Source organism: Alkalispirillum mobile, from assembly GCF_003664325.1.
Lineage (GTDB): Bacteria > Pseudomonadota > Gammaproteobacteria > Nitrococcales > Halorhodospiraceae > Alkalilimnicola > Alkalilimnicola mobilis.
In genome coordinates, this window is the sequence record NZ_RCDA01000001.1 from 1,239,395 (window position 1) to 1,251,819 (window position 12,425).

The 12,425-nt window shown below is 64.4% G+C and carries 14 protein-coding genes and 1 tRNA gene; 5 read left to right on the forward strand and 10 right to left on the reverse strand.

The window, feature by feature from the left end; translation table 11 throughout:
* Window positions 1-12 precede the first annotated feature (12 nt).
* Window positions 13-477: a GlcG/HbpS family heme-binding protein gene (locus tag DFR31_RS05760; protein WP_121441662.1), complete on the reverse strand. Its 465-nt coding sequence runs from the start codon at window positions 475-477 to the stop codon at window positions 13-15.
* Between the two features lie 118 nt (window positions 478-595).
* On the reverse strand, window positions 596-1,162 hold the full coding sequence (gene thpR / locus DFR31_RS05765; protein WP_121441663.1) for an RNA 2',3'-cyclic phosphodiesterase: 567 nt from the start codon (window positions 1,160-1,162) through the stop codon (window positions 596-598).
* A gap of 98 nt (window positions 1,163-1,260) precedes the next feature.
* On the opposite strand from thpR, the gene DFR31_RS05770 reads away from it, so the two are divergent.
* A complete protein-coding gene (locus tag DFR31_RS05770) occupies window positions 1,261-2,088 on the forward strand; it encodes a TlpA family protein disulfide reductase (protein ID WP_121441664.1) in 828 nt (275 codons plus the stop codon).
* A 125-nt stretch (window positions 2,089-2,213) separates the two neighbouring features.
* Complete coding sequence (locus DFR31_RS05775; RefSeq protein ID WP_121441665.1) at window positions 2,214-2,636, forward strand: DUF3617 domain-containing protein; 423 nt, start codon at window positions 2,214-2,216, stop codon at window positions 2,634-2,636.
* 108 nt (window positions 2,637-2,744) lie between these two features.
* On the opposite strand, the gene DFR31_RS05780 is transcribed toward DFR31_RS05775, so the two are convergent.
* Window positions 2,745-3,641, reverse strand: coding sequence for a VPLPA-CTERM sorting domain-containing protein (locus tag DFR31_RS05780; protein WP_121441666.1), 897 nt, complete (start codon window positions 3,639-3,641; stop codon window positions 2,745-2,747).
* Between the two features lie 344 nt (window positions 3,642-3,985).
* A complete protein-coding gene (locus DFR31_RS05785) occupies window positions 3,986-4,534 on the reverse strand; it encodes a glutathione peroxidase (protein ID WP_121441667.1) in 549 nt (182 codons plus the stop codon).
* A gap of 125 nt (window positions 4,535-4,659) precedes the next feature.
* On the opposite strand from DFR31_RS05785, the gene DFR31_RS05790 reads away from it, so the two are divergent.
* From DFR31_RS05790 to DFR31_RS05800, 3 genes are all read left to right on the forward strand, one after another.
* Complete coding sequence (locus DFR31_RS05790) at window positions 4,660-5,388, forward strand: glycosyltransferase (protein ID WP_121441668.1); 729 nt, start codon at window positions 4,660-4,662, stop codon at window positions 5,386-5,388.
* Window positions 5,389-5,475: 87 nt separating this feature from the next.
* Window positions 5,476-5,658 (forward strand): DUF1289 domain-containing protein, encoded by a 183-nt coding sequence (locus tag DFR31_RS05795; RefSeq protein ID WP_121441669.1) that lies wholly within the window; start codon window positions 5,476-5,478, stop codon window positions 5,656-5,658.
* 350 nt (window positions 5,659-6,008) lie between these two features.
* Window positions 6,009-6,728 carry a hypothetical protein gene (locus DFR31_RS05800; protein WP_121441670.1) on the forward strand — a complete coding sequence of 240 codons (720 nt, stop codon included), beginning with the start codon at window positions 6,009-6,011 and terminating at the stop codon, window positions 6,726-6,728.
* A 13-nt stretch (window positions 6,729-6,741) separates the two neighbouring features.
* On the opposite strand, the gene DFR31_RS05805 is transcribed toward DFR31_RS05800, so the two are convergent.
* The 6 genes from DFR31_RS05805 to DFR31_RS05835 form a co-directional block, all read right to left on the reverse strand.
* Window positions 6,742-7,029, reverse strand: coding sequence for a DUF1330 domain-containing protein (locus DFR31_RS05805; RefSeq protein WP_121441671.1), 288 nt, complete (start codon window positions 7,027-7,029; stop codon window positions 6,742-6,744).
* Window positions 7,030-7,390: 361 nt separating this feature from the next.
* Window positions 7,391-7,466, reverse strand: a tRNA-Thr gene (locus tag DFR31_RS05815).
* Between the two features lie 58 nt (window positions 7,467-7,524).
* Complete coding sequence (locus DFR31_RS05820) at window positions 7,525-8,211, reverse strand: class I SAM-dependent methyltransferase (RefSeq protein WP_121441673.1); 687 nt, start codon at window positions 8,209-8,211, stop codon at window positions 7,525-7,527.
* Window positions 8,212-8,341: 130 nt separating this feature from the next.
* The gene (locus tag DFR31_RS05825) at window positions 8,342-9,625 is read right to left on the reverse strand and encodes an aspartate aminotransferase family protein (RefSeq protein WP_121441674.1); all 1,284 of its coding nucleotides are present in this window, start codon (window positions 9,623-9,625) and stop codon (window positions 8,342-8,344) included.
* Between the two features lie 99 nt (window positions 9,626-9,724).
* The gene (locus DFR31_RS05830; RefSeq protein ID WP_121441675.1) at window positions 9,725-11,116 is read right to left on the reverse strand and encodes an MBL fold metallo-hydrolase RNA specificity domain-containing protein; all 1,392 of its coding nucleotides are present in this window, start codon (window positions 11,114-11,116) and stop codon (window positions 9,725-9,727) included.
* Between the two features lie 18 nt (window positions 11,117-11,134).
* Window positions 11,135-12,301 carry an isocitrate/isopropylmalate dehydrogenase family protein gene (locus DFR31_RS05835; protein WP_121441676.1) on the reverse strand — a complete coding sequence of 389 codons (1,167 nt, stop codon included), beginning with the start codon at window positions 12,299-12,301 and terminating at the stop codon, window positions 11,135-11,137.
* Between the last annotated feature and the right edge of the window lie 124 nt (window positions 12,302-12,425).

The window sequence follows — 12,425 nt, forward strand, 5'->3', positions numbered from 1 at the left end:
GGCACCGACGGATCAGGCCGCCGGGTCGATCCCCGCCTTCAGGCCAGCCGCTTCGATGCCGGCCACGGCCGCCTTCTCGTCCTCCGGAGAGGCATCACCGCTGACACCCACCGCACCGATGATCTGGTCCTGATCGTCAAGCACCAGCACACCACCGGGCACCGGCACGGCCTGGCCACCCGAGGCCGTGGCCACGGCGGCCAGGAAGGCATCACGCCCCTGGTTGCGAGCACCAACGGTGCCGCTGCTGATCCCGATACCGAGCGCCGCCCCGGCCTTGCCGCGGGCCACTTCAAAACGCACGTTGCCGGAGCCATCCTCACGCTCCGCCGCGACCAGATGGCCGCCGGCATCCAGCGCCACCACCGTCAGCGGTTGCAGCCCCAGGTCCCGGCCCTTCGCCAGGGCACCGGCAATGATCTTGCGGGCCTGCTCCAGGGGCAGGCTGACTTTCAAGCGATATACATCTGCAGGCATTGATCTCTCCTCGCTTTGTATTGCGGCCTGAGTGACTAACACGGTGAATCAACCGACCGGGCACGACTGCCAATGGTCAGCTGGTCAAACCATGAAAGCATAGCAGTCCGTAGCCTGCTCAGTCACCGGCCCCACCCTCACCCGATTCGTCCCGCAGCGGCCATTCCCCGAGCAATCGATAGGCCCCCGGGCGGCCGGCATCTCCGGACTCCACCAGCACAAACCGCTGCACCCTCCACTCCGGCAGCGCCACCGCCCGCGCCCTCGGGGGGTGCGTCTTGCGCCGCAACGTCACGTGAGGGCGAAATTGGCGCCGCTCCGCGGCCACCCCGCATTCGGCCAGGACCTGATTCAGCTGCCGGGCCAGTTCCATCAGCGCCTCCGGGATCGCCTGCACCTCCGGACCCACGTGCGCCACGCCGGCCCGGCGGAACCCGGCGAGTCGCTGCAACTGCAGCCGGAAAGTTGGCACACGCACCTCGTCCGCTTGCGCCTTGAGACAGGTCAACTGCTCCGGGGTGACCAGACCGGCGAATGCCAAAGTCAGGTGCAGATGCCCCTTCGGGACTGCGCGCCCGCCGCGCAGTTCCAACGCCAGCCGATGCAACGCGCAGCGCAGCGCAGGTTCGGGCCAGAGTGCGAAGAACACCCGGTGGCGCGTCGATTCCTGTCCTTCCCCGCTCATCAACCCTCCTGAATACCCGTCCGTGGAACCGTCTGGTCGTGGACCACTCTGTTAAGGTACGCCCGGTGCGGGCCTGCCGACACCGCAATCGTAAAGCTATGGACGCTGCTACCGAGATGATGTCACTCAACCTGGGCCCGCTGGCCCTGCCGCTGGATCGCCTGCCTCTGCTCGCCGCCCTGGTGGTGGCCCTGCTCCTGAGCTGGTTGATTGGTCGCCGCCAGGGCGGCAATGCCGACGGCCCCTTGTTGCTGACCGGGCTGACCGGCCTGCTGGCGGGGCGGCTGGGGTTTGTCCTGCAGTACCGGGACGACTACCTGGCCGCCCCCATGAGCATCATCAACGTCACCGACGGCGGCTTCGCACCGCTGGCCGCAATCGCCGCCATGCTGGCACTGGGGGCGCTGCTCGCCTGGCGGCGCCCGCTGCAGCGCTGGGCGTTGACGGGTGCCCTGGCGGGCGGCCTCGCCACCTGGGGCGTCGGCATCGCGGCCATACACACCCTCAGCCCAGAGCCCCCGACCCTGCCCGATGCCCACGTACAGACCCTGGCCGGCGATGTCCGGCCGCTTGGGGACTGGCGAGGTGAACCCGTGGTGATCAACCTCTGGGCCAGTTGGTGTCCGCCCTGCCGCCGGGAAATGCCGGTACTCAGCGACGTCCAGCAGGAACGGGATGATGTCACCATCCTGTTGGTCAACCAGGGCGAGGACCCGGCCACCATTCAGGCCTTTCTGAACGAGCTGGACGCGCCGCTGGAGCACATCCTGCTCGACCCCCGCTCCGGGCTCTCTGGACACTACGGCTCCGGTGCCCTGCCGACCACCCTGTTCATTGATGCAGAGGGGCGCGTGGTCGACAGCCACCTCGGGGAGCTGAGCCGCGCGCGGCTCTCCCGGGGCATAGAGGCCATCGTGGCCGACTGAGCCCCTGAAAGCAGGGGCAGAAGCAGCTACCCTAGAGCCAGAGGGTTGTTACTACAGCAGCCCGGCCATGAACGGCCATCATCAGAAAACGACTCAGCCAACGATACGCCAAAGGAGATGCACTCATGATGCGCTATGCATTGCCCGCCGCTGCCCTGCTCGCCCTGCCCGCCATGGCCTGGGCCGACCGTCCCAACGTGGAGCCGGGGCTGTGGGAATACACCAACACCACGGTGATGGAAGGCGAGATGGACATGCCGGACCACACCGAGACCACGCAGGAGTGCATTACCGAAGACGACTTGGACGCGGGCATCCAACTCCACGACGAGGATGGCTGTGAGGTCGTGGATGAATCCATCAGCAGCGATGAGGTGAGCTACCGGCTGAGCTGCGCCGACCCTCAGGGCGGCACCATGGAGATGGACATGAACATGCAGCTGATGGGGGATCGCATGGAGGGCAAGATGACCGGCGACTTCGAGACCCCGATGGGTGACATGCGCATGAACATGGAGATTGTCGGGGAGCGCATCGGCGACTGCTGAAGGGCGCAGGGCCCTCCCGCACGACTGTACAAAAGGCCCTGGCTCGGTGCTCTGAGTCAGGGCCTTCCTTGTTTCAATCTGGCTTGTTTCAATCCGGAACGCAGATGATCACACCGGGTCGGGTGTGCGCCGCCGGTGCACGAGCCCCAGGGCGAGCAGCCCGAGCCCGAACAACCACCCTGAAGCGGGTACCGGCACCTGCCCGTTCCCGTTGTCGTTGACCACGAAACGCCCGCTGAGGAACAACTCCTCGAAGCCGTTGTTCAGGTCGTCCATGAAGAAGTCAATCCCAAACAGATAATCAAGACCGGCATATTGACTGAGGTCCATGGTAGGCGCGAAGACGATATAGTCCAGACGACCGCTGCCCAGGTTGTGATTGGCAACGTACTCCGTACCGGAATCCCCCACCAGTTCCACTTCGCCAGGGGCCAACACCGGATTGCCCGCCCCGTCGTCAAAGAACCAGCGAGCAACCCGCTCCCCGGTCGTCGGGTCCTGAATGTATACCTCGGCCTGTACAAACAGGTCCGGCTGGCCCCCCGTCTGATTGTGGTCAAACAGAAACACGGGGATAGTCGAGCTCGGATTGATCGCATTCAGGTAGGCCAGCAGGTTGTCGACCAACACCGGCCCATTGGCCTGGGTACCCACACCCCACTGGCCCGTGAACTCGGACGTTCCCCCACCGGGAAAGGGCATGGGGTTCTCAAAGTTAAAATCGCCATCCGGTCCGACCCCCTGGTTGTTCGCACCCCCGGCCCCCGTGCCTATGATCAGGTCCAGTGTGCCCGTGCCCTGTCCGGTGTACTGAGCTTGAGTGATGTAGTCCCACTGCCGAAGCAGCGACCCGGAGTAGGAGTAGAAGTCGTTGTATTGGAGCGCCAGCGGAATGCCGTCGAAGGTCTCGTCCACATCCGGCAAGTTGATCAGCGATGCATTGGCGACGGAACAGGCCAAAACCCCACTCAGTGCCACTGATACGCCCAAGGCCCTGGTTTTCATTGCTATTACCTCTCGATGACGTCAGCGGCCCTGGTCAAGTGGGCCGTCCAATAGGATTACCTTCCCATGGCAAAGCAAAACTTAGGCCAATACTGGATCCTGTTATTTCTTATGGGCTTTTCCGCGGGACTTCACCCGTGCACCATTACGCATGTAAAAAACTGTGACATGGAGCTGATAGCTATTGGCTTTGCCCAGGACTCGTCTGTCATCATTTTTTACACGACGCTGCATAGGGGGGAGCAGACATGCGCCCCAGGGCTTACGGGTAGGGGTGCGCCGGTTAGGCCCGCACCCAGGGAAAAGGATGGCCCGGGCAGGCTGGTGACTTGGGAAGCCGGTCGTCAGAGAACGGATCGAATGGCCGCGCGCAGCCTCGGATCGTCCGGGGCCACCCGGCTGGGGAAACTGGCGACCACGTTGCCGTCTCGGTCGAGCACGTACTTGTGAAAATTCCAGGCAGGCTGTTCGCTCTGGCGCGCCAGCTCCCTGAACAGCGGGTGGGCGTCGTCGCCCCGAACGGATATCGGTGAGAACATGGTGAAGGTCACGCCGAAATTGACCCGGCAGACCTCGGCCACCACGGCCTCATCCTCCAGTTCCTGGCGGAAGTCGTTGGACGGGAATCCGGCCACCTTCAAGCCCTGGTCACCGAACTCGCGGTGGAGCGCCTCCAGCCCCTCGAATTGGCCGGTAAACCCACAACGGCTTGCCGTGTTCACCAACAGCAACGGCGCCCCTTGCAGGACCTCTCGCAGACTTAACACCCGGTCCGAGTGGAGCTCTCGCAAATCGTGGTCAAAAAGCGCGTCGCGATCCACCCCATCGGCGTGGGCAGGGGCCGATGCCAACAGCCCGGCCACGAAACATGCCACCATCATGAGACGACCCATGGCGATCCTCCGCAAACGCGCTTGGCCAGAGCGCTTAAGTTACCACGCTCCTGTGGCTGCAACCCGTGGATTCAGGCCGTATGCTTGTCGGCTCGTTCAGCCAATAAACTCCACCGGACTTCAGGATGGCGCCGCCCAGTCTTTCCGTGATCATCCCGGCCTGGAACGAGGCCGACCAACTGCCGGCCACGCTCGATGCACTGCGGCATGCCATCACCGCATCTGACCTTGGCGTGGAGATCATCGTGGTGGATAACGGCTCCGATGACGATACCGCAGCGATCGCCCAAGAGGCCGGGGCACGGGTAGTGCGCGAGCCCGAGCGACGCATTGCCCGGGTGCGAAACCGGGGCGCTGAACTGGCCCGGAGCCCCTGGCTGCTGTTCCTCGATGCCGACACCCGGGTCACATCTGAGCACCTGCTCGCCGTGCGGGACGCACTCGCGGACCGATGGATCGGCGGCGGTGTGCCCGTTGCCATGGATCGCCCCCTCCCCCGCTTCCCGGCGCTGGGGCTGTCCTTCTGGAACGCATTATCGCGCCGGTTTTCTCTGGCGGCCGGTTGTTTCTTTTTCGTACGGGCGGATTGGCACCGGTCGCTCGGCGGGTTTCCGGAGCATGTTTATGCAGGCGAGGAGATCGGGCACTCGCGGCAACTCCGACAACGCGCCCGCCGCCAGGGCCTGACCTTCGGCATCCTGGACACCGACCCGGTGGTCACCTCCGGCCGTAAGCTGGACTGGTACGCCACCTGGCAGCATGCGCTCGTGGTGCTGGTCTTCGTGGTGTTCCCTTGGGCTGGGCGGTTTCGGCGGTTGAGTTGGTTCTGGTATCGGAGACCGGGCAACCGCTGACCATGCCCATGCCAACGCCGGTAGCAATCGGGCGACCCAACAGCCCCTTACAGAATTCCCGCGGGCTGAAAAACTTGAGACAATCGAATGATGGACTCCCCCTGCAAGAAGATCTGCAAAGTCGAGGACGGACGGTGTATCGGTTGCCACCGTAGCCTGGATGAGATCGGTCGCTGGCGTGACATGAGCGACCAGGAACGGCGCGACGTGATGGAAGAGCTCCCGGAACGGGCCCGAATTTGGGCTCAGGGCCACCGGGCGCTTCCCTGAAGGAGCTAACGCACCGCGAGTCGTCGATGACCGAGCGGTTCATCAACACCACGCTGAGCGTGTCGTCGCTTTTGCGTGCCAGGGGCGCTCTGTTAGCTGCCGGCACGACGCCCTCATTATCTTATGCGTCGGAAGTTTTTACGCACTCAGGCGCGCTAGGATGGCACCGATCCGATTCGCGTAAAGCAGACTTTACACACACCTCCGTTCCGTTTTTCTACGCTGGTCGTCACGCATGTGGATGCTGCCAAGAAGGCCGTTATGAGCGCCTTTCACGCAGCGGGGGATTCGGATGGCACGTCATTTGCGCTTATAAACGCACGTGTCAGTCGAAAACATGAGGTGCCGGGATGTATCCGACCAGGAACTGGACAACACCCATCGTGGTGGCAATCGCCCTATCAGTACCGGGCGCCTTTCTGTCCGGTACGACCTCTGCGGCCCGGATCGATGTCGGAGAGTCGCTCGATGGACGGAATTGCATCCCCTTCGGCTGCGATTTGGCGCATCAGACTCAGTTGATTTACGGCGGTGACCTCTTCTCTGGGGCAATGACCATAGATTCTTTCGGGTTCTGGTCAGCACCGGGGGTAGGCAACCTAGTCAGTGGTTCTTTCGATATCCGTTTCTCGGTGACCGACGCTGATCCCGCTGAAACCAACCTTCCACTGGAAGACAATTTTGGCGAGACCGAACACTACTTTACGCACCTGACGCTGGATGGGAGCTCCGACCACCCGTTTAGCATCAGTGGCGACAGCTTCTACTACGACCCTGACGACGGCAACCTGCTGATCGATATCCGTGCTGATGGCGAGATCACCCATGAGGGCGACTGGGCCACCTTCGTTTCAACGGCCCACGAAGAGAGCACCGAGGGGATGTGGCGGGGTCGCACCAGGAGCGAGGACGACCCGGGCGCACCGAGTCCTGAATGGGGCATGACCACGAGTTTCTGGGACTTCTCCGAGGACGATCCTGTGGCCGTTCCCGTTCCTAACAGCCTGGCACTTCTGGTTGCAGGCCTGATCGGTCTGTTCGCGACAGGTCTTCGGCGGCGGACATCCTAGCGCCTGCCGTCGATCAGTTCTCCCACGCCTGCAATACGACCTCGGCCGCCTCGTCGCGCAGCGGGATCAGCGCTTGGTAGGCCGCCGAGGCGTGCCAGTCGTCCACGGCCTGCAGCGTGGGAAAGCGGATCACGACCACCGTCTGGAACGGCGTATCACCGGAAAAGCTGTTGGCCTTGCGGCCCCGGAACACAACCTCCGCACCCCAGGGCGTCAGCGTATCGCCAACGGCCGCAACGTACTCCGCCCATTTGGCCGAGTCGCGCACCCGAATCTGTCCAATGAGATAGGCTTCCGCCATGCTGTTAGCCCCCGACACCAACCCAGTCACATAAGACGATGCATCATATCGCCGCCCGGTGCCATGGGCCTAACGCCCAGCGCGTCCTCCGGTGAGGAAGCCCAGCAGGTCGATATCCTCCGTGTCTGGAAGTTCCGCGGTCTCGAAGAACCGGGTAGTAGAAACCTTATACCCCGCCAAGGCGAGCCAAGGCTCGATGCTGCCGAGCCCCTCAAAAGGGACGTGCTGGAGGTGATGTGCCGGCAAGGGCAGAGGCGATATTCGGATGATTCGACGCGGGGAAGCGAGGGGATCAAGCGGTACTGCAGACGCGTCATGGGGCTTCAAGGGGTGTGGAGGGCTCTCATAACCCCTTGAAAGATGGTGCCGACGGAGGGAGTCGAACCCCCGACCTACTGATTACGAATCAGTTGCTCTACCTACTGAGCTACGTCGGCACTGCCAGAAGGGCGGGATTGTACCCCACCCGTCGGCCCAAGGCCAGAGGGCGCGCGTTCAGCGCGCGGCGGCCTGGGCCGGCTCAGCGCTGGCGTCGACGGGCGCTGCGGCGGTTGCCGAGTCCGGATCACCGTTACGGTAGTGAACCAGCTTCCAATACCCCCCCAGATTCGTCGGGCGCACCTCAAGCTGGGGGAAATCCGCGGTGTCCGGCAGCACGTCGAGATCCATGTCCGGACGGAAGCCCAACAGCTTGGACAACGGCCTAAGCCCGCGTTCCAGGCCGCGCAATACCGGGTTTCGCGAGGCGAAGTGGTTGATAATCAGGATGTCACCACCCGGCCGACAGACCCGCCGCATTTCCGCAATCAGCCGGTCCGGGTTGGGCACCACCGAAGCCACGTACATGGCCACCACGCAATCAAACGTGTTGTCGTCGAAGCGCAGGTCCTCGGCGTCCATTTCCAGCAAGTCTTCCACCTGCTGCAACCCCTCGTCATCGGCACGCTGCCGGGCGATGTCCAGCATATCGGTGCTGATATCAATACCGACCACCTGGGCATCCTGGCGGTAGTAGGGCAGCGACAAACCGGTACCTACGCCCACCTCGAGGATCCGTTGCTCGGGCTCGGGATTGGCAATCTGTACGGCAAGCTTTCGCCCGGGATTGAAGATGGGCCCGAGGAAGCGATCGTAATGGCGGGCGTAACGCTTGTAGGCGCTTTTAATGGAGGATACGTCCATGATTCTTTATTCTCGGCGCTTGCTGCGAACCTTTTCGGCCCCTTGGCTAAACTTGTACCTGTTCAAGTCCCCGGTCGCAAGTCGGCCGCCGGCAAGGTAACCGACGGCCGTCGCGATTCACCGGTACCGATCAGGCCGTCTCCCGCAAGGCCTCGATGAAGGCATCCACTGCGGTATCCACCTGTTCGCGGCTGACGATCAGCGGTGGCAGCCAACGCACCACTTGGCCGCCGAAGGCGCCACAGCGGATCATCAGCACCTTGCGTTTCTCCATGGCCTTAAGGATGCGGGCCGCCCGATCACCGTCCGGCTTACCGGCCTCATCGACCATCTCGGTGCCGATCATCAGCCCCATGCCCCGCACGTCTGCCACCTCGGGGAAGTCCTGCTGCACCTCCTTCAGGCGCTGCATCAGGTAGGCACCCTGCTCCCCGGCATTCTCCACCAGGCCCTCGTCATCGATGACGTCCAGGGTGGCCAGGGCGGCGGCGCAGGCCACTGCATTGCCCCCATAGGTACCGCCCTGTGAACCGGGCCAGCCCTTTTCCATGAGCGCCGCGGGGGCACCGACGCCGGACAGCGGCATGCCACTGGCCAGCCCCTTGGCGGTCACCACGATATCCGGTTGCACATCGAAGTGACTGTGGGCCCAGAAGCGGCCCGTGCGACCGTAGCCGGACTGCACCTCATCCATGATCATGACCATGTTGTGCTCATCGCACCGTTCGCGAAGCCCCTGCATGAACCGTGTGTTCGCAGGCACGTAACCGGATTCGCCCTGGACGGGCTCGATGAACACCCCGGCCGTCTCGCAGGGATTGCTGTAGGTGGCGAAGATATAGTCCAGTTCGCGCAGGCAGAACTCCGCCGCGGCCTCCTCGTCCCAGCCGTAGCGGTAGGCATTGGGGAAGGGCGCCACCACGACGCCCCCCATCATAGGCTGCAGGCCGGCGCGCAGCCCCACGCTGGAGGTGGTCATGGACAGCGACCCCATGGTCCGGCCATGGAAACCGCCGTGGAATACGATGATGTTGGGCCGTCCGGTGGCGTGACGGGCCAACCGCAGCGCTGCCTCGCAGGCCTCGGTGCCGGCGTTGGAGAAGAAAATCGAGTCGATATCACCCGGCATCCGCTCTCCGAGCCGGTCCGCCAGTTCGACGATGGCCGGATGCCGGACAATGGCGTACTGGCCGTGCAGCAGTTTCTCCGCCTGCGCCTGGATTGCGGCCACCACCTTCGGGTGGGCATGACCCGTGGCGGTGACCCCGATACCGGAGGTGAAGTCGAGGTACCGGGTACCATCCCTGTCGAAGATGTAGGCCCCCTCGCCGCGTTCGGCGACCACCCCGCTGGACTGCTTGAGCAATGGGGACAGCATGCCGTGCCGGCCGCCGGTGTCCTGGGCTGCGCTCATGGTCGCCTCCTTCCGCTTGTGTGGGTTGGCCTGTCTCGCAGTCTACACCCGGCTTTCCACGGGCGCCAAACCTCCGCGAACCAACGTCTCGCGCGGCCATCAGAGGGTGATGGCCTGGCCCTCCGACGGGGTGCGCACGCTGGTGTTGTAACGCCGGTGCAACTCCTCCGCGAGGGCGTCCATGGCCCCCTCCTCGCCGTGGACTAACGCCACCGGCGGGTGGTCGCGGAAGCCCTCATACCAGGCCAGCAACTCTCGTTGGTCTGCATGGGCAGAAAGACCACCGACGGTGTGGATCTGGGCACCGACACGCACGGTCTCGCCCCAGAGCTTGAGCTCCCGCGCCCCGTCGACCAGGGCCCGGCCCGGGGTCCCCGCGGCCTGGAAGCCAACAATGATCACGTGACAGGAGGAGCGCCAGAGATTGTGCTTGAAGTGGTGCCGTATCCGGCCCCCGTTGCACATGCCACTGCCGGCGATCACGAGGGCACCGGACTGGATCCGGTTGATCGCCATTGAGTCCTCGGTGGTCCGGCTGAGGGTCAGGTTGGGCAGCTCAAAGGGGTTCTTCCGGTCGGGCAGCTGCTCCCGCGCCTCATCGTCATACAGCCCGCGATGGCGGGCATACACCTTGGTGGCCTCGATGGCCATGGGACTGTCCAGAAAGATGCTCCAGTCTGACAGTTCCCAGGCGTCGAAATTGCGGCCCAACACGTAAAGCAATTCCTGGGTCCGACCGACCGCGAAGGCGGGTACCAAGATGTTCCCGCGCTCCGCTTTGGCGCTGGAGATGATCTCACCGAGTTCATCCCAGGTCTCATCCCAGGGCCGGTGCAGACGATCGCCATAGGTGCTCTCCATGACCACCAGGTCGGCCTCTTCCACGTGGGCGCGGTCACACAGGATGGGCGCGTCGGCGTGGCCCAGGTCGCCGCTGAAGACCAGTTTCCGCTTTTTGCCACCCGCTTCCAGCCACAACTCGGCGATCGCCGAGCCCAGGATATGACCGGCGTCGCGCAGCCTCAGACGCACGCCGTCGGCGATATCGATGATCTGGTCGTAGTCCACGGCGCGGAAGCTGCGCATCGCCGCCTCTGCCTGCTGCACCGTGTACATCGGTTCCACGTCCGCCGGCAGGTGCTTGCGCTGGCGCTTGCGGTTCTCGATCTCGGCATCCTTCTCGGCCAGAAAGCCGGCATCCTTAAGCATGATGTGGCAGAGATCGCGGGTAGCGCGCTGAGTGTAGATACGGCCGCTGAACCCCGCCTCCACCAGCTGGGGAATGCGCCCGGAGTGATCCAGGTGCGCGTGGGTAAGCACCATCGCATCGATCTGGCTCGCATCGAAGGGGAAGGCCTCTCGGTTGCGCGCCTCCTGCTTGCGCCCGCCCTGGATAAGGCCGCAATCGACCAACACCCGGCTCTTGCCGCAGTGAACCAGGAAACAGGAGCCGGTCACCTGGCGAGCCGCACCGAAAAACTCCACCTGCATGGGCCAATCCCTCCCCGTTCAGAGCTGGTCGAGGCGCGCCAGGACCGCGTCACCCACTGCCCGGGTGCCTGATGCCTCGCCGTCTCGTTCCTGCAGATCCGCGGCCACGGCCAAGCGCAACCGCTCACCGGCGCGCGCTGCGGCCGGGTCCTCCTCACCCATCCAGTCCAACATCATGGCCGCGGTAAGCAACATGGCCTCCGGACCGGCCAACCCCTGGCCAGCGATGTCCGGCGCACTCCCGTGGGTCGGTTCGAACAGCGGGGGCACGCTGCGATCCAGCGGATTGATGTTGCAGGAAGGCGCCACGCCCATGCCGCCACAAAGCACCGCCGCCAGGTCGGTGAGGATGTCACCATGCAGGTTACTGGCCACCACCACGTCAAATTCCCACGGTCGGGTGACGAACTTCATGCACGCCGCATCGACCAACTCGTGGTGGGTGGCGATGTGCGGGTAGTCCCCGGCCACTTCGGCGAAGATCTCCGTCCACATCTCACCCCAATGGGCCTGTGCGTTCCGCTTGGTGATGGCACACACCTGTGCGGCCGCCTCGCCGCCCCCTGGCAACGGGAATGTCCGGGGCGGCCGCTCACCCGCCTGGCGCGCCTGCGCCCGCGCGCTGGCGCGCTCGAAGGCGTGGCGGATGATGCGCTCAGTACCCAGCCGCGTGAACACCTCCACCTGCGTGGCCACCTCGCGGGCAGTGCCCGGCGCCAGGCGTCCGCCCTGGGCCACGTACTCCCCCTCGCTGTTCTCGCGGATCACCAGCATGTCCAGGCCCTCTGCCCGGGGGTCCGCGAGGTACTGCGGCGTCCCCGGCAGGCGCACCGCCGGGCGCTCGCAGGCCCACAGGTCAAACCCCTTGCGCAATGCCAGTAGCGGTGCCAGTGAGACCCCGTCGGGGAGCAGGTGCCGGTCGGGGTCGCTGCTCGGCCCCGGGTCCCCCAGCGCGCCAAGCAGGATCGCATCGTGCTCGGCCAGCTGTGCGCGCCAGTCCGCTGGCATCATTTCCCCGTGGTCTCGGTGCCAGGCGTGGGCGGGCCAGTCGTAATGCTGCAGCCTCAGCTCCAGGCCCTCCTTCGCTGCCACCTTCTGCAAGGCCGCCACGGTGGGTGCCATCACTTCCGGCCCGATGCCGTCACCGGGGCAGACCGCCACCCCCCATGTTCTGTTTTTCGCCATCTGCACATCTCCTATCGGACGGTGGGGCCGAGCACCGCTGGCCACTCGCCCCTATACCCTCACCCTAACCTACTCGGCGTAGCGTGACGATGCGCGCGCCCCGCACACCGCGAACCTTTCAGCC